Source organism: Chloroflexota bacterium, from assembly GCA_035652535.1.
GTDB lineage: Bacteria > Chloroflexota > UBA6077 > UBA6077 > SHYK01 > DASRDP01.
On sequence record DASRDP010000016.1, the window covers coordinates 1 to 21,321 of the forward strand.

Here is a 21,321-nt window from a genome sequence, read left to right on the forward strand (position 1 = left end):
CGATGAGCCGCTCTGCGAGGTCCTTGTTGGAGGTGACGCCGGAGACGAGCAGCTCGAGAACCTCGCGCTCCCTCTCGGTCAGCTCGTCGGAGGCGCGCTCGTGCCTCGTCCCGCTGGGCCGCGCAAATTCCCCCAGCACCTTCCGCGCTAACGTCGGCGTGAGGGCCGGCTCGCCGCGCTGGACTCCCTCCAGCATGCGGAACAGCTCGTCCGGCTTGAGGTCTTTGAGAAGGTAACCCTGGGCGCCCGACTTGATCGCCTCGAAGAGATCTGCTTCGTCCTCCGAAGCCGTCAGGACGACGACCTTCACGTCCGGAACATCGGAGACGATGAGGCGTGTGGCTGCCAGGCCGCCCATAACCGGCATCGAGAGATCCATGAGCACGACGTCAGGCTTGTGCTCGGCGGCAAGGCCCACTGCTTCCCGACCGTTCTCGGCAAGCCCGACCACGTCAATGCCCCGGGCCTGCAACAGCCCGCGAAGGCCTTCTCGCAGCAGGGCATGGTCATCGGCAATCACTACCCGCACGTTCTCCCCCTTCTGACGGCGCCTCGTCGTTGACCGTGTTTGCCCAAGGACCCACCAGGACTATATCGCTCCTGCGCCAGGCATTCGAGCCACCGTAGGGTGGTCGTCCACCACCTGCAGGGGTGGGACGAGAATCCCGACCGCATTGCTGAGGGTCGACCACCCCGGAAACCGAGGGCCGGCAGCGCCCGAACTTCGTAGGATCGGAGTGAGGCAGACCGGAGGCGGCCATGGCGACAACCCGTCAACGGACTTTGGCTCTGTTCCCTGAGGTCGCGTCGCCGATGGAGCAGCCGCATCGGCGGCGCCGGACGAGCGGCCGCGATCTCGTGCTGCACATCTATTGGTCGTCGAGTGTGGAAGCCCAGGCGCTGGCTGGAGCGGCCCGGTCCGCGACCAGCGCGTCCGAACGTCGCGCCCTCGAAGCGCTCCACCAGCTCGAGCTGAGCCGGCGGGACCTCGCGCGCAGTTTGCTCGAGGAGGTGTGGGGCGTGCGGATCGCGCCGGAGCCGGCGCAGCGACACTCTGCCTAGGAGGGGGCCGGCCCCGAAGCCGCCGGCTCGTACAACCCGGTGGGGCGGGGTCCGCGCGTTCCCCGCCCCACCGGTCGCTCTTCCGAGCCTAGCGAACCTTGACGAGCTGGAGCTGGGACGAGCCGGTGAGCTTGAGCTCCTCGATCGTCTGGGCAAGCTTGGTGTCGATCATCTCATGATCCGGATCGCGGATGACGCCCTTTGGGTCGAGACCCTGCTGTACGCGCATGATCTCCCGCTTCAACATGTCGCGGAACATTACGATCCCCTTGTCGGCGGTGGCGAGCCGCTCCGTCGAGCGATCCGTGAGCGGACCCTGGGTCTCCCAGGCCATGTGGTCCTGAGCCTGAACCTCGTCCATGCGGAATCGTGCGAAGGGGTGCATGGCGTTTTGAGGAGTCTTATAGGATGGCACCTCCTCAACCGGCGGGGTGCCCTCGTCTTCGATGATGCTACCGTCCTCCGTGGGATCGAATCGCACGAAGAATATCTTGGTGTGCGTATCGTCGATGGGAACGCGAATCTGCGTCGCGTTCCCCTGACGCAGGATGTTGGGGAAGATCAAGGGGTGCTCGTCGACGAGTCCGTTCTGGTACGTCCGCTTCTTCATGATGCCGAATGGCGTCTCGTAGAACTCGAAGTTGCGAACGTCGTCCGTCAGGCCGCGCGTCGTATTCTCGATCTTCCGTCCGCCGCTAATCAGCGCCTGGTGGAGGATTTGGAGATGCGATGGATCGACCGAGTTCTCCATGGGCTGGAGCCAGTTGCAGTCGAGCTGCGGCTGGAGGTAGAGACGGCGGCGTCCGTCCTTGCGCACCCACACATCGTAGCGCGGGATGACTGGCGCGGGCAGGGGCCCCAGGTAGGCCCAGTACATGCCAATAAAGGACTGCACGGGGTACGCTGTGTGTTTGACGGTCAGCCTGAACAGGCTCTCGCTGGGCTCAGCCGGCGTCTCGAGGCAGTTGCCTTTCGTGTCGAATAGCCATCCATGGTACGCGCATGCGATGCCCCGCTCTTCCACCCGCCCGTACAGCAGCGAGGCGCCACGATGGGGGCATTGATCGCCCAACAGTCCCACGTTTCCGCTCTTGTCGCGGAATAGGACCAGGTTTTCCCCGAGAATTCTGACGAATACCGTTGGATGATCGTCGGTCAGCTCGTGAAGGTAGGCGACCGGATGCCAGTATCGGCGCAGCAGCTCGCCCGCCGGCTGGGCTGGGCCCACGCGCGTGAGTAGCTCATTTTCCTCGTGTGTCAACATCCGGACCCCTCCAGGTAGGCTGCGCGGCCGCGACCCTGAGATGTCGACCGCTGCTGCGGATACGGTACCGTCGCCGAAGCCCGCCAGCCCGCGTTCCGCGGGTAGTCTCCCCCACCCCATCGGGTGGGGCGATCTTCTCACCTTCCTGGGTGGCGCGATTCGGCGCGCGCTCGATTGCCGCATGGGCGTCAGGGTAGATTTACACTGCAAGAACTTTGCGGAGAGCCCGAACTCCGGGTCGATTGAGAGGAAGGGGAGCGCGCCGTGACCTACGTGATTTGTGAGCCGTGTATCGACGTGAAGGACCAGTCTTGTGTGGAGGCCTGCCCGGTCGACTGCATCCATCCGCATCAGTCGGATCCGGATTTCGCGGAGCATCGCCAGCTCTACATCGATCCGGACGTCTGCATCGAATGCGGCGCCTGCGAGCCCGTTTGCCCGGTCAGCGCCATCCGCCAGGATAGCGACGTCCCAGAGGAGTGGAGACAGTACATTCAGATCAACGCCGACTACTACAAGAAGTAATGCGGCATTCGCTCGCGGCGCCGTGATGAAAGGGCCGCGGCGATGAGAACGTGGGCCCGCCCCGTCCGTTCCCACCGCCGCGGCCCCACCGTCCCCCGGCGGGTGACCCTGTCACAGCCCGGGGACGCGTGCTGTTGCGGCATTCCACCCCGCGCGTCTAGCTGATGGCGATGCGCTTCGCCTTCTCCTCTGACGCGGCGGGCTTGGGAACGTGGACTTCGAGGACACCCTCGTTAAACGTCGCCTTAATCTGCTCCTCGTGAACGCCCTCGGGCAGCGGCAGCCGCCGATAGAATGAGCCGAAGGAGCGTTCCATTCGATAGTAGTCCTTCTCCTTGACCTCGGTCTCGGCGTGGCGCTCGCCCTCGATAACCAGGTCGCCCGCGTCGATCGTGAGCCTCACGTCTTCTTTTTTCACACCGGGGATCTCCGCCTTGATAATGACCTCCCCGTTTTTTTCATACATGTCGACCGTGGGCGCCCATGCCGTCGTGAGGCCGGTCAGTCGGCTGAACGGCCGCATGAACGGGCGCGGCATGAAGGGCCATGCCTGACCCCACAGCCGCGTGAGGTCGTCATGGAGGCTATCGAACAGCGCCATGCGATCGCTCACGCGTCGTTCTGTCCCCCGCGTAATGGGAACGGGCTCCTTTTCCTTTGCCGGTTGTGCCATGGGGTGAACCTCCTTCGTCGCGTTGTGGGCATTCCGCGGGCCCATTTGAGCGTATCGAGGACGGATTCCCTGGCGCATCGCCCAGCGAGATAGTTCTTGGCGACAACCCAACGGGGTGGGTCCGGACGACCGTCGCGCCGCCACGAGAGCGCCGCATGGGAAACCACGGATTGAGGTAGTCGACGCCCACCTTTTTGCTCGGGGCCTTTGATCGCACCGGCGCCGAATACTTCTGTCAGTCGCCTTCGAACACCGGGCAAAGGGAGTCGATCATGACCGTGACCGAAGCACGTTCAGACGTCCAGATTCAGCACGACGTTCTCAAGGAGCTGCGCTGGGACTCGCGGGTTGACGAGACGGATGTCGGCGTAGAGGTCGACGACGCAATCGTCACGCTCACCGGAACCGTCCGCACCTACGCGGCGAGATTGGCGGCCCAGGAAGCCGCCCACCGCGTGAAGGGTGTCCTCGACGTGGTGAACGACATCGAGGTGAAGCCGATCGGGAGCCGCACGGACACCGACATCGCGGCGGACGTTCGCCTCGCTCTGGAACGTGACGTCTTCGTTCCTTCCGAGCGGATCCGCACGACCGTTTCGCACGGGCTGGTCACGCTGGAAGGCGAGGTCGACATGTACCGCGAGCTCGCGGACGCCGAGGCCGCCATCCGCAACATCGACGGCGTCATCGGGATCCTGAACAAGCTGACCATCCGCAAGCGCGCGGTCTCACCAGGTGAGATCCGGCAGGCGATCGAAAGCGCGCTCGAGCGGCAGGCGGAGCGAGAAGCCGAACGGATCGAGGTCATTGTCCACGACGGGGACGTGACCCTCGAAGGGCAGGTCCGGTCGTGGCGTGAAAAACGGGCGATCCTCGGCACCGTGGGGCACGCGCCGGGCGTGCGCTCGGTGATCGATCATCTCGAAATCGCGCCGTACGTCTAAGACGAGGGGCGCACACCGGCGCACGCGAGTAGCCATGAATGAGCGGAGCGGCCGCCGGTTTCCCGCAAGCACGGGCCGCGGGTTGGAGGTTGGAGGATGACCGAGGCGTTCGACCTTGCCGATGAGCTGGGACCGGCCAAGATCGTTCACGTCCACAACCCCATGCTCGGGCTCAAAGGCATCCTCGTTGTCGATAACGTCGCCGCCGGTCCCTCGATCGGCGGGCTGAGAATGGCTCCCGACGTCTCCCTCGGGGAATGCGTGCGCCTCGCCCGCGCGATGACGCTGAAGAATTCCGCCGCTGGGTTGCCACACGGGGGCGGTAAGTCCGTCCTGGTCGGAGACCCGCGAATGCCGGTCGAGGCCAAAGAACGGCTCATCCGCGGGTTCGCCCATGCGCTGCGGCACGAGGCCGACTACATCTTTGGCCCCGACATGGGCACCGACGAGAGCTGCATGGCGTGGGTGAAGGATGAGATCGGCAGATCCGTGGGTTTGCCGCGCGAGCTGGGCGGCATTCCCCTCGACGAGATCGGCGCCACCGGGTGGGGGCTGCGCCACGCGACCATGGTGGCGATGGAGGCCGCGGAGCTGAGCATCCGCAATGCGCGGGTGGCGGTGCAGGGGTTCGGAGCGGTGGGAAAGCACGCCGCGCGATTCCTCGGGGACGAGGGCGCAATTCTGGTCGCCGCGGCCGATTCGCTCAGCGCCATTTCTGACGCCGAAGGGCTGGACGTGATGGACCTCATCGCGTTCAAGGAATCGGGCGCGGCGATCGGCGACTATCCGCGCGGCAAGAGGATCGAGCGCGACGAGATCATCGACGTCGAGTGCGACGTCTGGATTCCGGCCGCCCGGCCTGACGTAGTGACCGAAGCAAACGTCGATCGTCTGCGTGCTCGAGTCGTCGTTGAGGGCGCCAACATCCCCCTGACCACCGGCGCCGAGCGCGCGCTCCACAGTCATGGCGTGCTCGTGGTCCCCGACTTCATCGCAAACGCGGGCGGCGTCATCTGCGCGGCGATGGAATACCAGGGGGCGTCGCAGAGCGCGGCGCTCGCGGCAATCGCGGAGAAGGTCACGGCCAACACGGCCGAAGTCCTCCGCCGATCTCGCGATAGCGGCGTCATGCCGCGCGAGGCTGCAAATCAGCTCGCAATCGACCGCGTGAAGCGCGCGATGCGCCTGCGCCGATGGGGAATCTGCTGAGATGTACCGAATACGGTTCCACGGGCGAGGCGGCCAGGGCATTAAAACGGCGAGTCGCGTGCTCGGCTCCGCCCTCTTCCGCGAAGGGTTCGCGGTCCAGGACGCGCCGGTCTACGGGGCGGAACGGCGCGGGGCCCCGATGGTCGGCTACGTGCGAGCGGCGCGGTCGCCAATCCGAGAGCGCGGGGTCATCACCAAGCCGGACCTCGTCATCGTCGCCGACGATAGCCTGGTCTCGATTCCGGCCGCCAACGTTCTTCTCGGCGTGTCGGCGCGCACGGTCCTCCTGATGGCCACTCCCCTGCCGGCCGAGGAGTGGCGCGAACGCCTGAAGTTCGACGGTTCCATCATTCCACTCCCGCCGGGCGATGGAGCATCGGGAGAAGGGCTGAACGGCTCGGTGACCTCCCGCTGCGCGGGAGCCGCGGCGCGGCTCCTCGGGTGCATCTCCCGCGATTCGCTGACCAAAGCTTTGCGGGATGAGCTGGGGGCCCTGACGCCCCCCGCGCGCGACGCGGCCGTCCAGCACGTGTTGGGCGCGTACGATGCCGTCGGAGCCTCCGCGGGCATCGTATCCGAGGGGGAGGCGATCAGCGCGCGATCGTACGCACCGCCGGGCTGGATCGATCTGTCGGCCGAGATCGCGCGGATCTCGGCGCCAGACATTCGCGTTCCGGCCACCAGCGTGGAGTCCCGAACCGGCGCGTGGCGCACGGTGCGGCCCGTCATCGACCGAGAACGCTGCAATCGGTGCACGTGGATCTGCTCGACCCTGTGTCCCGACAGCGCGATCCGTGTAACGCCGGGCGGCGAGCCGGAGATCGACTACGACCACTGCAAGGGTTGCCTCGTATGCGTGGCCGTGTGTCCACCCCACGCCATCGACGTGGTGGCGGAGGTCACCCAGGGGGAAATTCAACGATGACCGACGCGCTCATCACGGGAAACGCGGCCGCGGCCTGGGGCGCGCGTCTCGCCACTGTGGACTACGTTCCCGCTTTCCCGATCACGCCGCAGACGGAGATCATCGAGACTCTCGCGGACTGGTGCGTAAGCGGCGCCATGGCGGGCCGGGTCGTGATGCTCGAGTCCGAGCATTCGATGCTCACCGCCGCCGCGGCCGCCGCCGCTACCGGGGTGCGCGTATTCACCGCGACCTCAAGCCAGGGGCTTCTCTACGCGATGGAGATGCTTTACGCAGTTCCGGGCTGGCGCGTTCCCCTCGTCCTGGTGAACGTGTCGCGTGGCCTTGCTACGCCCATCACCCTCGAGTCCGATCACGACGACGTGCTCGCCGCTCGCGACACCGGCTGCGTGCATCTCGTCTGCGCCACGGTTCAGGAGATCGTCGACTCGGTTCTCATGGCCCACCGGATTTCGGAGGATCCTCGGGTTCGGCTGCCCGTCGTCGTCAATCTGGACGGGTTCATTCTCTCCTTTACGCGAGAGCCGGTGGAGATTCCCGCGCCGGAGCAAGCGCGACAGTTCCTCCCGCCCATGGAGCCGGGCGACGTGTCCTTCCGGGCGAGCCGTCCGATCAGCCAGGCGGTGGCCGTGCTCGGCGGCGGACCGTATTCGTACTTCCGCTATGAGACGCATCGTGCAAACCTGGCCGCGCTCGACGCGTATGAGGAGATTGCGAGCGAGTTCGCGATGACCTTTGGGCGGCGGTACGGCGCCATCGAGACGTATCGGACGGACGATGCTGACCTCGTGTTCTTCATGATGGGGGCCCTGTCGACGAAGGCGATGGATGCCGTGGATCGCCTGCGCGAGGCGGGCCAGCCGGTCGGGCTGGTCCGCCTTCGCCTGTTGCGGCCTTATCCCGTCGATGCGATCCGCGCTGCACTGCTGGGTAGGCGGGCGGTCGCGGTGATCGACCAGGACATTTCGATGGGGATGGGCGGCGTTCTATACGGGGAGTTGGCCGCTGCGCTGTACGGAGCGTCCGGTGGCCAACCGCTCCTGCTGAGTTTTATCGGAGGCCTCGGCGGGAGGGACATCAGCGCCGAGGACTTCTATGAGATCGCGGGCGAGATGCGGCGCGCCGTCGTGGCGGGAGCCGCACCGGCGCCGCGGCTTCTCTTCTCCGAGGCGGAGCTGCGCCACGTGAGGCAGCTCCAGAGCATCGCGACGGTTGAGCGCGCCGAGATTGGAGGGCCGCAGTGACGAGGCAGATCCAACGGATGCGAGACCTTCCGTCTGCCCACCTCTTGGGCACCGGGACCCCGATCTGCGCGGGCTGCGGAGGCCTGCTCTCACTCCACCAGGTGTACGACATGCTCGGGACCAAGACGGTGTTCGTCAACGCCGCCGGCTGCATGACCCTCCTCGCCAGTTATCCGTTTACGCCGTTTCGCAGCGGGTGGCTGTACACGTCTATGGCGTCCGCCGTGGCTGGAGCGCAGGGCATCCGCGACGCCCTCGACATCCTCATCGCGAGCGGGCGACTAACCGCTGACGAGGACCTCACGCCGGTCGTCCTCACTGGAGACGGCTCCGCCTACGGGATGGGGCTCTCCGTCACCTCGGCCGCAATCGATCGGAACCTTGACTTCATCTACCTCTGCTACGACAACGAGGGCTACGGGAACACTGGCCAGCAATCGTCGCCCGCGACGCCCCACGCCGCGCGAACCGCCTCGGACCGTGGCCCGCGCGGCTATCCTGGCTCGAAGAAGGACCTGTTCGCGATCTGGGCTGCCCACCGCCCGACGTACGCCGCGACGGTGATCGGCGCGGAGCCCCTCGACCTCGCCAAGAAGATTCAGAAGGCGGCAGCCTTTAAGGGGCCTCGACTGATCCTTGCGCTCGCGCCGTGCCCGCCCGGGTGGGACTTCGATCCGCGGGAGTCGGTCGAGATCGGCCGACTGGCGGTCCGAACGGGCGTGTGGCCGCTGAAGGAGTACGTGGACGGCAAAGTCGTCCACACGTGGACGCCGCGACCTCGTCTTCCCGTGGAAGAATACTTGAAAAGACAGGGACGTTTTCGCCACCTCTTCGAGCCGAGCCGGGACGACGCGACCATTGCCGAGATCCAGCGGCAGATTGACGAGTACTGGGTGAGCGTCGAACGATGATTCGCAGCCAGGTTCTTGAAGAAGACGAGCGACAACGCGCATCAGCGGTTGCCGCCCTCCACACCTTCCTCGAGCCCACGTCGATCGCCGTCGTGGGAGCGTCGCGTACCCGGGGCACCCCGGGAGGCGAGGTGTTTCACAATCTGCTCGCGGGCGAGTTCGCCGGGCCGGTCTACCCGGTCAATCCCGCTGCGGCTGTCGTTCAAAGTGTGCTGGCCTACCCATCGGTCGAGGCGATCCCGGGGCCGGTCGATTTGGCGGTGATCGTCGTTCCGCGCGAGTGCGTCGCGGCCGTCGCGGAGGAGTGCGCGCGCAAGGGCGTGCAGGCTCTGGTAGTGGTCTCGGCCGGCTTTGCCGAAGTCGGAGCTGAGGGCCGAGCCCGCCAGGAAGAGCTGCTCCGGATCTGCCGACAGGGCGGCATGCGGCTCATCGGGCCGAACTGCATCGGCATCGCCAACACGGACCCGAACGTGCGACTCAACGCGACCTTCGGCCCCATCCGGGCGCCGGCTGGCCCCGTCGCCTTCATGTCCCAGAGCGGCGCTCTGGGGCTCGCGGCCATGGACTACGCCGCGTCGCGAGGGATCGGTATTTCGAGCTTTTTGTCCGTCGGGAACAAGGCGGACATATCCGGGAACGACGCGCTCAGCTATTGGGAGAGCGATCCGAAGACCAAGGTCATCCTGCTTTACCTCGAGTCCTTCGGGAACCCGCGTCGCTTCGCCCGCGTCGCGCGCCGCGTGGGCAAGACGAAACCCATCGCCGTGGTGAAGAGCGGCAGGTCGGTCGCCGGCGCGCGGGCAACGTCGTCCCACACGGGCGCGATGCTGGCGGCGTCGGAGATCACCGTCGACGCTCTGTTCCATCAGGCTGGAGTGATTCGCACCAACACCCTCGAAGAGTTGTTCGACGTCGCGTCGCTCCTCGCCAATCAGCCGCTGCCCAGCGGCCGCGGCGTGGGCATCGTGACCAATGCGGGCGGCCTGGCGATCCTGTGCGCGGACGCGTGCGAGGCCGCGGGGCTGGAGATTCCGATCCTGGCGGCGGAGACCCAGGCGCGGCTGCGCGAATTCCTCCCGCCCGTCGCCAGCGTCGGCAACCCCGTCGACATGATCGCTTCCGCCACGCCCGACTCTTACGGCCGCGCCATTCACGCCCTCGCCCAGGATCCCCGGATCCACTCCATCATTGCGCTGTTCATCTCGCCGCTTCCCACAGCCTGGAGCAAAGACGTGGCTCGCGAGATCGCCGAGGCGACGCGATCGCTCGATCGAACAAAGCCCGTGCTGGCGGTCGTCATGTCGTCTGGGGGCTCGCCGCAGGAGCTGCAGACAGCCGACGTGTGCGTCCCGTCATACGAATTTCCGGAGGCTGCCGCCGTGGCGCTGGGCCATGCGGCGCGCTATGCGGAATGGCGGCGGCTGCCGGCGCCCGTATTGCCGCGATTTGCCGACGTCCGTCGCGAAGAGGCGCTCGATCTGGTCGACCATGCCGAGAGGAGCGCGGACGGGTGGCTCAGCCCACGCGCGGTTTCGGCCCTGCTCGCGTGCTATGGACTCCCTGTTGTCGAACAGTGCTTCGCGGGAACACCGGACGAAGCCGCCGCGGCCGCGGCGAAGCTCGGCGGTGAGGTGGCGCTCAAGGGCTACGCGCCAGGCCTCGTGCACAAGTCCGAAGCCGGGCTCGTGCGGCTCGATCTGGATGGCGCGGACGACGTGCGGGCGGCGGCGCGCGCTATGGCGAGCGCCATGGCGGCGAGCGGCGCTGCGAGCCCGGAGTTCGTGGTCCAGCGTATGGCGCCCCGCGGTGTCGAGATGATCGTTGGCCTCGTTCATGACTCCCGGTTCGGACCAGTTCTGGCCTGTGGAGCAGGGGGCGTACAGGTGGAGCTGTTGAAGGATATCGCCGTGCGGCTCACGCCCCTCACCCGGGAGGACGCGTCGGAGATGCTTCGGAGCCTCAAGACATATCCGTTGCTGACCGGCTTTCGCGGGGCCCGGAGCTGCGACGTCGCGGCACTCGAGGACGTGTTGCTTCGCGTGAGCGCGATGGCGGAGGACCTGCCGCAGATCCTCGAGCTGGACTTGAACCCGGTGGTCGCGCTGGCCGCGGGCGCCATCATCCTCGACGCGCGTGTCCGCGTTGACGGAGGCGGCGTCGCCACGAGCCCTCCGTGAGATGAACGCCACGCGCCTGGCCGTCGGAATGGACCCCGAGACTCGACCAGCGACCCTTGCATCGGTTCCCACGACCGACGTCTTCGCGACCCTAAGCACCGGCGACGATGGTCTCTCGCGGGCAGAGGCGGCTGCACGACTGCAGCGCTTCGGTCCCAACAGCATTCGCGAGGTCAGGGGGAAGAACCTCCTCGCCCGCTTCCTCGCCAATTTCACCCACCTCATGGCGCTCCTGTTATGGGTCGGGGGCGTCGTCGGATTCGCGTCCCACCAGCCGCAGCTCGGCATCGCGATCTGGCTGGTCAACGTTATCAACGGCAGCTTCAGCTTCTGGCAGGAGTATCGAGCCGAGAAGGCGACGGAGGCGCTCCGTCGGATGCTGCCGGTCACCGCGACGGTGGTGCGCGATGGAAAGGAGCAGCGCGTTCCGGCGGGCGAGCTGGTGCCCGGCGACCTTCTGGTTCTCAGCGAAGGCGATCGAATCTCGGCCGATGCGCGAATCGTGTGGGCCGCGGATCTGCGCGTCGACCAATCGACCTTCAGTGGCGAGTCGGAGCCGGTCGCCAAGACCGACGAGCGCATCAGCGGCGACGGTCTCGACTGGAGCCAGGTGTCAAACTGCGTCTTCGCCGGCTCGGCCGTCGTCAACGGCGCGGCCCGAGCCGTGGTGTTTTCAACCGGGATGGCTACGCAGCTCGGTCGGATCGCCCACCTGACCCAGAGCGTCGAGGACGAGCCCAGCTCGCTGCAGCGGGAGATGGAGCACGTGACGCGCGCCGTGACCCTCCTCGCGGTGAGCATCGGCGCGGGATTCTTCGCCGCCGCTGTATTCATAGCCGGCGTCGATCTCGCCGCCAGCTTCATCTTCGCCATGGGGATGATCGTCGCCTTCGTGCCGGAAGGAATGCTCCCCACGGTCACGCTGTCGCTCGCCATGGGCGTGCAGCGCATGGCGCAGCGCCGGGCATTGGTGAAACGACTATCGGCCGTCGATGCGCTCGGATGCGCAACCGTGATCTGCACCGACAAAACGGGAACGCTGACACAGAACGCGATGTCGGTGCGACGGATGTGGCTAGCCCGGGGCGAAGCGACCGTGGGCGGCGTGGGCTACGATCCGGAGGGGGTGATCGTCGAGGAAGGCCGCGCACTTGCGCCACCGGTGACGGGCGACCTTCGGGAGCTGCTCACCGCGGGCGCGCTGTGCAACAATTCGCGCCTTGTCCCACCGGACGAGTCCGAGGGCCGAGCGGGCTGGTCCATCGTCGGCGATCCGACGGAGGCGTCGATCCTCGTCGCCGCAAAAAAAGGTGGAATCGACGTCGACGCCCTGCCATCGCTGCTGCCACGCGTGCGTGAGCTGCCCTTCGATTCACGCAGAAAACGAATGACTACGGTCCACGTCGTCCGGCCGTGCGACGGCTCGGACGCTACCACGAGCCAGAAGGCCGACCTGGTCGCTTACGTGAAGGGGAGCCCCGCGGAGCTGCTTGCCCAGAGCGTAAGCGTGCTTCGCGCAGGGCGCGAGATCGCGCTGGACGACGCCTTGCGCAGGGAAATTCTGGCGGCCAACGACGAGTACGCGTCGACCGGATTGCGCGTTCTTGGCGTTGCGCGGCGATCGGGCGCTGCCCCGTCAGTCGCGCATGCGGCGTTGGAGGAGGGAGACTGCGAGGACGTCGAACAGGATCTGGTATTCCTTGGCCTCATCGCCATGGCGGATCCGCCGCGGCCGGAGGTGAAGAGCGCCGTCGCGAAATGCCTCCGGGCTGGCATCCGCATCATCATGGTCACGGGCGACTACGGGCTGACCGCGGAAAGCGTCGCCCGCCAGGTCGGAATCGTGGGGAGGGATCACGTCCGTATCATCACCGGTCGCGAGCTCGACGGGACCAGCGACGCGGCGCTGAAGCAGGCGCTTCGCGAGGTGTCTATCTTCGCGCGGGTGAACCCCGAGCACAAGCTTCGGGTCGTCACAGCGCTACAGGAGATGGGCCACGTCGTGGCCGTGACCGGCGACGGCGCGAATGATGCGCCCGCCCTCAGGAAGGCGGACATCGGCGTGGCCATGGGCCTCTCTGGTACCGACGTGGCCATGGAGTCGGCCGACATGGTCCTGGCGGATGACAATTTCGCTTCCATCGTGGAGGCCGTGGAGGAAGGCCGGGCCGTTTTCGCCAACATCCGACGCTTCGCGATGTACGTGTTCAACAGCAACATGGCCGAGGCGGTCCCGTTTGTCCTGATGCTCTTCTCGCGCGGAGGGATCCCGTTGCCACTGACGGTGATGCAGGTCCTGGCGATCGACCTCGGGACCGACATGGTCCCCGCCATCGGCCTTGGCGCTGAGCGCCCCGAGGCCGACGTCATGGACCAGCCACCGCGCCCAAAGACCGAGCGGCTGTTGACCCCCACGCTGTTGGCGCGGGCCCTGCTGTGGTACGGGGCGATCGAGTCGGTTGCCGCGATATCGGCCTATTTCTTCCTGAACTGGCTCCATGGTTGGCCAGCCGTCCCGCTGGCGTCGGAAGGAACCCGCATCTATCAGATGGCGACCACCATAACCATGGCCGGCATCGTCGCGACGCAGGTCGGCGCCGTATTCGCCTGCCGCACCGACCGCCGCTCGGTCATCGACGCAGGTCTTTTCACGAATCGTCTCGTCCTCCTCGGTGTCGCCGTGGAGCTTCTGCTGCTCGCGGGTCTCATCTACGTGCCGCTGTTACAGGGGGTGTTCGGTACCGCGCCCGTCGGACCGGTCGAGCTGGTCTACGTCTTTGCTTGGACGCCGGTGATCTTCTTCGCCGACGAGGCGCGGAAGGCCTGGCTCCGGCGTCGTTCGACAGACCTCAGCCGCACGGCCCGCGTGGGCGATCCGAGAGGAGCCGCTTGATCTGGGCGACCGCGTCCGCGACGATCGCCTCGACCGGCTCGGAGGCGCGCTCTCCGTACCGGAACGCGGCCCCGGTCGCCGTCACGGCCCAGGCTTGCGGCTGGGCGCCGTACAGCTCGCGACCGAGCCGGAGAAGCGCCATGGGCGAAAGATCGTGGCTGAACGTCGGCTCAGCGCCGCTCGCCGCTCTGACGGGCTGGCATTCGAGCAGGCCCGGCTCGTCGCCCACCCTGGCGTCGACGAAGATCGCGAGCTCTGCCGTCGCGAGGATCGGGGCAAGCTCGGGGGTGAGCTGGTGAACGGCGAGGACGTCGACGTCGCCGCGCAGTTCGTCGCGTAGTCGGTCGCAGACGAGGTGGCCGAATGCGTCGTCCTGCCGCAGCGGGTTTCCGCATCCGATCACGATGGACCTTGCGCTCCTCTGTACCCGCGGCCCTCCCACGTCGCCTCGCTCCGCGAGTCAGACGCCGCGCGAAAGCTCGTCGAGCACCGTGCCGTCCGCCGCGCGCAGCTCGATTGTGAGGGGCATCTGGCCTAGCGCGTGCGTGGAGCAGGCGAGGCAGGGGTCGAAGGTCCGGATCACGGCCTCCGCCCGGTTCAGCATCCCATCCGTGAGGTGGTCGCCCACCACGAACTCCCGCGCGGTCTGGAGCAGGCCCCGATTCATCGCGAGCGCGTTGTGGCCGGTGGCGATGACGAGGTTGACCCTCTGGATCAAGCCATCGTCGTCGATGTGGTAATGATGGATCAGCGTTCCGCGCGGAGCCTCGGCAACGCCAATGCCTTCGTGACGGTTCGGTTGCGCGTGCGCTCGAACGTGCTCGTCCAGAATGGCCGGGTCGTCCACCAGGACCTGCATTCGTTCCAGGCAATCCAGGATCTCCACCAGCCGCGCCTGGTGGTAGAAGAACGAGCCGAGGACAGGACCGGACGCGCGCTGGCGGAACTCCCGCCATTCGCGCTGGGCGCGCTCTCCAGGGTACCCACTCGCGATGTTCAGACGGGCCAATGGGCCAACGCGATACATCCCCTCGGCCACTCCGGCTGACTTGAGGAACGTCGGCTTCAAATAGCTTTGCGCGTCCACGGTCTCGCCAATGAGGCCTTCGTACGTATTCGGGTCCCACTGATCGGCCACAGTCGCCCCGCCAGCGTCCACAACGCGAAACGCTCCGTCGTAGTAGTCGATCTGGCCCGCCTCATCCACGAGGCCTACGAAGAAGGACGGGAAATTCGCGAACGCCCGCGCCTCATTCGAAAAACGGTCGGCGGCCGATTTGATCAGCGGGAGCGCCCGCTCCACGATGGCGATGCCGTCTGGAATCATCGCCCGGATCTCCGCGCGCTTCTCTTCCGTCAGCGGCTGGCTGACGCCTCCCGGGACCATCCAGGAGGGATGGATTCGCTTACCGGCGACCAGCTCGATGGTGCGTTGGCCGATCTGGCGGAGGCGGATCCCGTCGCGCGCGACCTCCGGGTGGGTGCGCAGGACGCCGAAGATGCTCCGGTCGGCGGGCGGGGCGTCCATTCCGAGGAGGAGGTCCGGGGATGAGAGGTGAAAGAAGCTGAGGGCGTGGGACTGGATGATCTGCGCCAGGTTCAGCACGCGCCGCAGCATGACGCCCGCGGGCGGCGCCTCCACGGCCAGCAGCGCGTCGCCAGCCTTCGACGATGCCACCAGGTGGCTGACTGGGCAGATGCCACAGATTCGCGCCATGAGGGCCGGCATCTCGTGGAAGGGACGTCCTTCACACAGCTTCTCGAAGCCGCGAAACTGGGTGACGTGCAAATGCGCGTCCGAAACCGCGCCGGCATCGTCGAGCTGGATGGTGATCGCGGCGTGGCCCTCAATGCGCGTGACCGGGTCGATGGTGATCTGGCGGACCATGCTTACCTCAACGGCCGAATCGCGTGATCTGCGTCAGGTCGGGCGTCTCGCCGGCCAGCACGCCAGTCAGGAGCCGATAGATGACGTCGGCCGGCGGCGGGCAGCCGGGAAGAAAGATGTCGACCGGAACCACGAGGTGGACGGGCCGGACGCGCGGGAGGAGCGCGGGCACGCCGGCCCCGGGGAGCCGCGGTTCGAGGTCCACGTTTTCGGCGAAGGACCGCGCCAGAACGGCGTCCACCGGGAAGAGGTTTCGATAGGACGGCACGTTCCCGTTGACGGCGCAATCGCCGAACGAGACGACGATTCGGCTCCGCTCACGCACGGTCCGAATCATGGCGAGATTGTGCTCTGTCCCAACCGCTCCCTCGACGAGGGTCACGTCAACGCCGTGGGGGAACTCCTTCACGTCGATGAACGGGCTGAAGACGAGGTCGAACCCTTGCGCGACCTCGACCAGCCGCTCGTCCAGGTCGAGGAAGGACATGTGGCATCCGGAGCAGCCGTCGAGCCACACGGTGGCGAGGCGCGGACGGCTCGCCGGTGCCCCGGCCGAGGCCGACATCAGTCGACGCCCCGCATGCGAAGGAGATTCTGAAGAAAGCCGGGCTGTCGCACCGATTCGCCGGCGCTCCGCCCCTTCACGAATAGCGCACCGGTCGGGCACACGTTCACGCACTTCCCGCAGCTCGTGCACGTCGTCGATTCGCCCCACGGCTGGTTCAAATCGGTGATCAGTCGAGCCGTCGCGCCCCGCCCCATCACGTCCCACGTGTGGGCGCCCTCGACCTCTGCGCAGGCCCTCGCGCACCGAGTGCAGAGGATGCAGCGGCTGTGGTCGATGCCGAAACGCTCGTGGGACGCGTCAACGCCGTCGCGAGCGTACAGGTAGGGGAACCGGATGTGGTCGACGCCGTGGTGCTGGGCCAACGATTGCAGCCCGCAGTGGCCGTTGGCGATGCAGACGGAGCAGATGTGGTTGCCCTCGGCGTACAGCATCTCCAGAATCATGCGCCGGTATTCGATTAGCCGCTCGGAGGCCGTTGTCACCCGCATGCCCTCGCCGACCCGGGTGACGCACGACGCGGCGAGCTTTGGGCTGCCCTCGATTTCCACGAGACAGAGGCGGCACGCGCCCACGGCGCTCAAGCCATCCAGGTAGCAGAGGGATGGGATCATCACCCCGTTGTCCCTGGCGGCTTCGAGAATCGTTTCATCCGACGCGGCCCCCACGTCCCGGCCGTCGATGCTCAGGGTGTAGACCTGAGTCGCCGACGATGCTGGCACTGATTGGCCAATTTGTCCTGCAGCAGCCACCATGTTGTCCTCCGTTAGGCGGGTGGGCCGAGCCGGGCCTCGTATTCGTCGCGGAAGAAGCGCAGCGTGCTCAACACGGGGCTTGGTGCGCCCTGCCCCAACCCGCAGAGGCTGGTGGTCCGAACCATCTCGCACAGCTCTTCGAGCTGCGCAAGGTCCTCTGCCCGCGCGGAGCCCTGACTGAAGCGCTTGAGGATCTCGTGCATGTGCACCGTGCCCACTCGGCATGGTACGCACTTCCCGCACGACTCCGTCATCGAGAATTCCATGAAGTACCGAGCGACATCGACCATGCTCGACGTCTCGTCCATCACGATCATCCCGCCCGAGCCCATGATGGTCCCCAGCCGGGTGAGCGACTCGTAATCGACGGGCGTATCGAGGTGCTGCTCCGGAATGCAGCCGCCGGACGGGCCGCCGGTCTGCACGGCCTTGAACCGCCTGCCATCGGGGATGCCCCCGCCGATATCGAACACGATCTCACGCAGGGTGATCCCCATCGGGACCTCGATGAGCCCCGTGTGGTTCACCTGCCCGCTCAGGGCGAAGATCTTCGTCCCCTTGCTCTTCTCTGAGCCGATCGACGCAAACCACTCAGCCCCATCGCGCATAATCGGCACAATATTGGCGAGCGTCTCGACGTTGTTGATCAGCGTCGGGGAGCCCCAGAGGCCCGATTCCGCGGGGTAGGGCGGGCGGGGACGGGGTTGTCCGCGCCGTCCCTCGACCGAGGCGATGAGGGCCGTCTCCTCTCCACACACGTAGGCGCCACCGCCGAGGCGCACCTCGATGTCGAAGCTGAAGCTCGACCCGCCGATGTGCTCTCCGAGCACGCCGATCCCTTTGGCGAGCCGGATGGCGTGGTTCAGGCGGCGAACCGCCAGCGGGTACTCGGCGCGGATGTAAGCGTATCCGTGATCGGCGCCGACCGCGTACCCTGCGATGGCCATCCCCTCGAGGACCCGATGAGGGTCGCTCTCCAACACGCTCCGGTCCATAAACGCGCCGGGATCGCCCTCGTCCCCATTGCAGATGACGAACTTGCGCGCCCCGCGCGCCTTGGCGACGGTCTGCCACTTGAGCCCGGTCGGGTATCCGGCCCCGCCGCGTCCGCGGAGCCCGCTTCGGGCGATCTCGTCGATAACCTGGGCCGGCGTGCGGTCCTCGATGATGGAGAGGAGGCTCTGGTAGCCACCCGTCGCGACGTAGTCCTCGATCCGCTCGGAGTCGATCTGACCAGCGTGCTCCAGCACGACCCGCCGCTGCCGTTGAAAGAAGGGCACGTCGGTTCGGGTCCGGATCCGGTCGACCGGACTTCCATCCAGGCTTGACACGAGGTCCGGCGCGTCCGCCGCGGTCACGTGTTCGTACAGGATGCCTTCCGGTTCCACGGAGACCATTGGACCGGCCGTGCAGAGCCCGCGGCAGCCCACGTTTTTGACCGCGCATCCATCGGCCAGTCCCCGCGCCTGCAACGTCTCGACGAGGGCGCCACGCACCTGGTCGCTGCCCGCCGAGTGGCAGGCTGTCGCCGCGCAGACGTGGATCCGATGCGGATAGCGCGCCTGATCGCGCCGTGCCCGATCCGCCATCTGCTCCAGCTCGTCGCGCGTCATTCTGTCACCACCCGGGTGAGGTTCTCGATAAGGCGATCAGGCTCGAGGAGGCCCAAGATCTGACCGTCCAGCAGCGCAACGGGGGCGAGGCCACAGCTTCCAACACACCGGGCGGTCAGGAGCGACAGCCGTCGATCGGACGTGGTCTCGCCTCGCCCGATGCCGTATTCCTCTTCAATCGCTTTGAGGAGCGCGGTGCTGCCTTTGATGTAGCACGCAGTGCCGGTGCAGACGATGCAGGTGTGTTTCCCCTGCGGTTTGAGGTGAAAGAAGTTATAGAAGGTCGCGACGCCGAACACCCGGCTCGGCGGCAGTTCCAGGTTGGCCCCCACGTATCGCAGCGCGGCCTCATCGAGGAACCCGAAGGCCTCTTGCGCGGCATGGAGCGCGTCGATGAGCGCCTGGGGCTCAAATCCGTGCCGCCGCATGGCCGTGTCGACCACGCGCCAGCGCTTGTCATCCGTTGGGGGAGGGATTCGGACCGGCGCGGTCAATCGCTCACCTCGATGCTGGTCAAACGGAGGTCCGCGAGGTCGGGCGGGAGAAAGCCTTCCTGCCCGCACCGTGGGCACCCCGGCGCGTCGATCGCGCCCGTATAGACCTTCGCGCACGCGAGACAGTACCGCTCCGATTCGTGCGGCTGGAACTCGAGCCTGGCCCCCTCGGCCATCGTACCGCGGCTGAGGGCAAGGAACAATGTGCCCACCGCGTCCGTCGTCACGTGGCCGCCGGGCACAATGGCGAACGTGAGGCGCTCGATGCGTGTCGCACCGGCCCCGGCCGCACGGGCGCTGGCTACGTCGATGGCGCTCAGAATGATGCCGACCTCGTGCATTCGCGCTCCGGCCGACTTCGGCAGAATAATCGGCCGTCCGACCCCGCCGGGTCGGACGGCCGGCGGGTCACGCGGCCGCTGGGAGCTTGGGCCGGGGCCTCTCCGTTATGTCCGTTTGCCGCCACGGTGTCCCAAGCAACGGCAGCAGGTACCGGTCGAGGCCGATGTACCCGGCGTTCTTCCACGCCAGGATGAGCGCGACCTCGAACATGGCCAGAACCGGATTCGTGCTCGCCGAGCCAGCCAGCAGGAACGCCATGTTCATCGCCAGGCCCGCTGCCGCCGCGATCCCGACGAATGCGCCGAGGACGATCGCGATTCCGACGGCCAGCTCGCCAAAAACGATGACCTTACTGAACCATGGAGCCGAATGGGTGTCAATGAGGAATTGGATGAAGGTCCGGTACCAGTCGTAGGTGATCGGCGGCCGTCCGCTCGCGGGAATGGCGACGGCGCGCTGCCAGTACGACAGAATGCCCTCTCCGGTCGCGCCCATCCACGCCGGATCCCGGAGCTTCTCCCATCCGGACTCGATCCACTGATAGCCGATAAAGAGCCGCGCGAGGAGCCAGACGATGGCCATCAATCCCGTGCTCTGGAATAGGAGCCGCGCAATCGGCGGGTCCTATATGAGCACGTGCCCGTATGTGTCGGTGATCCGACGCGTCCGCGGCATTGTTGGATGCCTCCTTTCGGTTGGGCAGCGCTGAGTCGCGATGCCATGTTTCTGCGTTCCAGTTTCGCCGCCGGTGCGCGGGTGGGCGACACCCTGTCGGGTGGTTTCCAGGTGCCACCCGTTCGGACTCCTGCGAGCGCCCGATGCTCGAGCGTCGGTGCGCTACCGTACGCCGGCGCGCACGAGGAGCAGCGACGCCTCGGTCTCCCGAAGCGTATGCTCCGCGACGCTTCCGTATCGAAGCCGATCGAGACCGCCGCGGCCGTGGGTCGCCATGATGACCAGGTCGACGTCCTTCGCGGCCTCAGCAATAGCCTCCCCGGGGACCCCATCGACCCGCCGTCGCTCGACGGCCACGCCGGTTCTCTCCAGTCGCGTCCCGACCTTTTCCAGGTACGCGTCGGCGGACTCGGCTGACGCAGCGTCGATCACGGTCAAGAGAACGATGCTGTTCAGCGGTCTGCACGCCAGCTCCTCGACGACCGGGAGCGCGGCCTCCGCCAGCTCCGATCCATCCAGGGGCACGAGCGCCCGCTTGAGCGCGGTGACCTGGCGACCAAAGGACCTGACCATCAGGACCGGCGCGGTGCCCTCCCGGACCATGCGATCGGCAACACTGCCCCGGGCGAAGCGGGCAAGGCCGGTCCGCCCGTGAGTCGCCATGACCACGAGATCCGGCTGGATCTCCGCCTCGTAGTCGAGCAGCGCCGCCGCCGGGCTGCCCTGAAAGAGCTGTGTGTGGACCGTGCCAGGCTCCCTACCGGCGCCGAAGAAGTCCGCGAGGCGATCGAGATTTCGTTGCGCTTCCTCCTCCATGGAGTCGAGAAACTGTTGGTAGAGGTCCGGACTCACGCTGCCATATCCACTATCGTCCATCGCGACCCAGACAGGCGGCGACACGATCTGGACCAGAAATACCTCGGCCTGCTGCGCCGAGGCGACCTCCCTGGCGAGAGGCATCGCGGCCTCGCTCAGCGGTGAGGCGTCGGTCGGAACGAGAATTCGCTGCATGACAGGCCACTCCTTTCGTACGCCTTCTTCATTTTCGCCCGGATAATCCAGTATGCGGCGGAACGCTGCCCGACCACTCCGGGTGGTCCCGGGCCACTCCCCGATGCGCGGCTGTCCTACCCGATCGGCAGCCACCAGCTTCCGGTGACCA

Annotated in this window: 21 protein-coding genes; 9 read left to right on the forward strand and 12 right to left on the reverse strand. The window is 66.7% G+C overall.

Annotated features, from left to right (window positions below; genetic code table 11):
* Positions 1–529 (reverse strand): response regulator transcription factor (locus tag VFC51_02495; GenBank protein HZT05869.1); only part of this gene is annotated, 529 nt, incomplete at its 3' end.
* Positions 530–759: 230 nt separating this feature from the next.
* Here VFC51_02495 and VFC51_02500 point away from each other — a divergent pair.
* Positions 760–1,062: a hypothetical protein gene (locus VFC51_02500; protein ID HZT05870.1), complete on the forward strand. Its 303-nt coding sequence runs from the start codon at positions 760–762 to the stop codon at positions 1,060–1,062.
* Between the two features lie 88 nt (positions 1,063–1,150).
* Here VFC51_02500 and VFC51_02505 read toward each other — a convergent pair whose 3' ends face one another.
* Positions 1,151–2,326, reverse strand: coding sequence for a Rieske 2Fe-2S domain-containing protein (locus tag VFC51_02505; GenBank protein ID HZT05871.1), 1,176 nt, complete (start codon positions 2,324–2,326; stop codon positions 1,151–1,153).
* Between the two features lie 264 nt (positions 2,327–2,590).
* Here VFC51_02505 and VFC51_02510 point away from each other — a divergent pair, with 264 nt between their 5' ends.
* A complete protein-coding gene (locus VFC51_02510) occupies positions 2,591–2,851 on the forward strand; it encodes a 4Fe-4S binding protein (protein HZT05872.1) in 261 nt (86 codons plus the stop codon).
* A gap of 157 nt (positions 2,852–3,008) precedes the next feature.
* On the opposite strand, the gene VFC51_02515 is transcribed toward VFC51_02510, so the two are convergent.
* The gene (locus VFC51_02515) at positions 3,009–3,524 is read right to left on the reverse strand and encodes an Hsp20/alpha crystallin family protein (GenBank protein ID HZT05873.1); all 516 of its coding nucleotides are present in this window, start codon (positions 3,522–3,524) and stop codon (positions 3,009–3,011) included.
* Positions 3,525–3,796: 272 nt separating this feature from the next.
* Here VFC51_02515 and VFC51_02520 point away from each other — a divergent pair, with 272 nt between their 5' ends.
* From VFC51_02520 to VFC51_02550, 7 genes are all read left to right on the forward strand, one after another.
* Positions 3,797–4,468, forward strand: a complete 672-nt coding sequence (locus VFC51_02520) for a BON domain-containing protein (protein ID HZT05874.1) — start codon at positions 3,797–3,799, stop codon at positions 4,466–4,468.
* A gap of 96 nt (positions 4,469–4,564) precedes the next feature.
* Positions 4,565–5,677, forward strand: coding sequence for a Glu/Leu/Phe/Val dehydrogenase (locus VFC51_02525; protein ID HZT05875.1), 1,113 nt, complete (start codon positions 4,565–4,567; stop codon positions 5,675–5,677).
* 1 nt (position 5,678) lies between these two features.
* Positions 5,679–6,602 carry a 2-oxoacid:acceptor oxidoreductase family protein gene (locus VFC51_02530; protein ID HZT05876.1) on the forward strand — a complete coding sequence of 308 codons (924 nt, stop codon included), beginning with the start codon at positions 5,679–5,681 and terminating at the stop codon, positions 6,600–6,602.
* The gene (locus VFC51_02535; protein ID HZT05877.1) at positions 6,599–7,846 is read left to right on the forward strand and encodes a pyruvate synthase; all 1,248 of its coding nucleotides are present in this window, start codon (positions 6,599–6,601) and stop codon (positions 7,844–7,846) included. The genes VFC51_02530 and VFC51_02535 overlap by 4 nt, the downstream gene beginning before the upstream one ends.
* Positions 7,843–8,757, forward strand: coding sequence for a thiamine pyrophosphate-dependent enzyme (locus VFC51_02540; protein ID HZT05878.1), 915 nt, complete (start codon positions 7,843–7,845; stop codon positions 8,755–8,757). The genes VFC51_02535 and VFC51_02540 overlap by 4 nt, the downstream gene beginning before the upstream one ends.
* A complete protein-coding gene (locus VFC51_02545) occupies positions 8,754–10,934 on the forward strand; it encodes an acetate--CoA ligase family protein (protein ID HZT05879.1) in 2,181 nt (726 codons plus the stop codon). The genes VFC51_02540 and VFC51_02545 overlap by 4 nt, the downstream gene beginning before the upstream one ends.
* Position 10,935: 1 nt before the next feature.
* Positions 10,936–13,827 (forward strand): cation-transporting P-type ATPase, encoded by a 2,892-nt coding sequence (locus VFC51_02550; GenBank protein HZT05880.1) that lies wholly within the window; start codon positions 10,936–10,938, stop codon positions 13,825–13,827.
* Here the strand turns inward: VFC51_02550 and VFC51_02555 are convergent.
* The 9 genes from VFC51_02555 to VFC51_02595 form a co-directional block, all read right to left on the reverse strand.
* Positions 13,784–14,230, reverse strand: coding sequence for a hydrogenase maturation protease (locus VFC51_02555; protein ID HZT05881.1), 447 nt, complete (start codon positions 14,228–14,230; stop codon positions 13,784–13,786). The genes VFC51_02550 and VFC51_02555 overlap by 44 nt on opposite strands.
* Positions 14,231–14,287: 57 nt before the next feature.
* The gene (locus tag VFC51_02560; GenBank protein ID HZT05882.1) at positions 14,288–15,715 is read right to left on the reverse strand and encodes a Ni/Fe hydrogenase subunit alpha; all 1,428 of its coding nucleotides are present in this window, start codon (positions 15,713–15,715) and stop codon (positions 14,288–14,290) included.
* 7 nt (positions 15,716–15,722) lie between these two features.
* Complete coding sequence (locus tag VFC51_02565; protein HZT05883.1) at positions 15,723–16,280, reverse strand: NADP oxidoreductase; 558 nt, start codon at positions 16,278–16,280, stop codon at positions 15,723–15,725.
* Positions 16,280–17,035: a bidirectional hydrogenase complex protein HoxU gene (gene hoxU, locus VFC51_02570; protein HZT05884.1), complete on the reverse strand. Its 756-nt coding sequence runs from the start codon at positions 17,033–17,035 to the stop codon at positions 16,280–16,282. Before hoxU ends, VFC51_02565 begins: the two co-directional genes overlap by 1 nt.
* Positions 17,036–17,046: 11 nt before the next feature.
* The gene (locus VFC51_02575; protein ID HZT05885.1) at positions 17,047–18,648 is read right to left on the reverse strand and encodes a NuoF family protein; all 1,602 of its coding nucleotides are present in this window, start codon (positions 18,646–18,648) and stop codon (positions 17,047–17,049) included.
* On the reverse strand, positions 18,645–19,142 hold the full coding sequence (locus tag VFC51_02580; GenBank protein ID HZT05886.1) for an NAD(P)H-dependent oxidoreductase subunit E: 498 nt from the start codon (positions 19,140–19,142) through the stop codon (positions 18,645–18,647). The genes VFC51_02575 and VFC51_02580 overlap by 4 nt, the downstream gene beginning before the upstream one ends.
* Entirely contained in the window at positions 19,139–19,483 is a 345-nt protein-coding gene (locus tag VFC51_02585; GenBank protein ID HZT05887.1) for a hydrogenase maturation nickel metallochaperone HypA, read from the reverse strand. The genes VFC51_02580 and VFC51_02585 overlap by 4 nt, the downstream gene beginning before the upstream one ends.
* A 67-nt stretch (positions 19,484–19,550) precedes the next feature.
* On the reverse strand, positions 19,551–20,066 hold the full coding sequence (locus VFC51_02590) for a DoxX family membrane protein (protein HZT05888.1): 516 nt from the start codon (positions 20,064–20,066) through the stop codon (positions 19,551–19,553).
* A 255-nt stretch (positions 20,067–20,321) separates the two neighbouring features.
* Positions 20,322–21,170: a universal stress protein gene (locus VFC51_02595; protein HZT05889.1), complete on the reverse strand. Its 849-nt coding sequence runs from the start codon at positions 21,168–21,170 to the stop codon at positions 20,322–20,324.
* Between the last annotated feature and the right edge of the window lie 151 nt (positions 21,171–21,321).

Excerpts from the sequence above, each read along its gene's own strand:
- VFC51_02500 (HZT05870.1), top strand. The coding sequence starts at position 760 with ATGGCGACAACCCGTCAACGGACTTTGGCTCTGTTCCCTGAGGTCGCG.
- VFC51_02505 (HZT05871.1), bottom strand. The coding sequence starts at position 2,326 with ATGTTGACACACGAGGAAAATGAGCTACTCACGCGCGTGGGCCCAGCC.
- VFC51_02515 (HZT05873.1), bottom strand. The coding sequence starts at position 3,524 with ATGGCACAACCGGCAAAGGAAAAGGAGCCCGTTCCCATTACGCGGGGG.
- VFC51_02520 (HZT05874.1), top strand. The coding sequence starts at position 3,797 with ATGACCGTGACCGAAGCACGTTCAGACGTCCAGATTCAGCACGACGTT.
- VFC51_02525 (HZT05875.1), top strand. The coding sequence starts at position 4,565 with ATGACCGAGGCGTTCGACCTTGCCGATGAGCTGGGACCGGCCAAGATC.
- VFC51_02530 (HZT05876.1), top strand. The coding sequence starts at position 5,679 with ATGTACCGAATACGGTTCCACGGGCGAGGCGGCCAGGGCATTAAAACG.
- VFC51_02535 (HZT05877.1), top strand. The coding sequence starts at position 6,599 with ATGACCGACGCGCTCATCACGGGAAACGCGGCCGCGGCCTGGGGCGCG.
- VFC51_02545 (HZT05879.1), top strand. The coding sequence starts at position 8,754 with ATGATTCGCAGCCAGGTTCTTGAAGAAGACGAGCGACAACGCGCATCA.
- VFC51_02550 (HZT05880.1), top strand. The coding sequence starts at position 10,936 with ATGAACGCCACGCGCCTGGCCGTCGGAATGGACCCCGAGACTCGACCA.
- VFC51_02560 (HZT05882.1), bottom strand. The coding sequence starts at position 15,715 with ATGGTCCGCCAGATCACCATCGACCCGGTCACGCGCATTGAGGGCCAC.
- VFC51_02565 (HZT05883.1), bottom strand. The coding sequence starts at position 16,280 with ATGTCGGCCTCGGCCGGGGCACCGGCGAGCCGTCCGCGCCTCGCCACC.
- hoxU (HZT05884.1), bottom strand. The coding sequence starts at position 17,035 with ATGGTGGCTGCTGCAGGACAAATTGGCCAATCAGTGCCAGCATCGTCG.
- VFC51_02575 (HZT05885.1), bottom strand. The coding sequence starts at position 18,648 with ATGACGCGCGACGAGCTGGAGCAGATGGCGGATCGGGCACGGCGCGAT.
- VFC51_02585 (HZT05887.1), bottom strand. The coding sequence starts at position 19,483 with ATGCACGAGGTCGGCATCATTCTGAGCGCCATCGACGTAGCCAGCGCC.
- VFC51_02590 (HZT05888.1), bottom strand. The coding sequence starts at position 20,066 with ATGGCCATCGTCTGGCTCCTCGCGCGGCTCTTTATCGGCTATCAGTGG.
- VFC51_02595 (HZT05889.1), bottom strand. The coding sequence starts at position 21,170 with ATGCAGCGAATTCTCGTTCCGACCGACGCCTCACCGCTGAGCGAGGCC.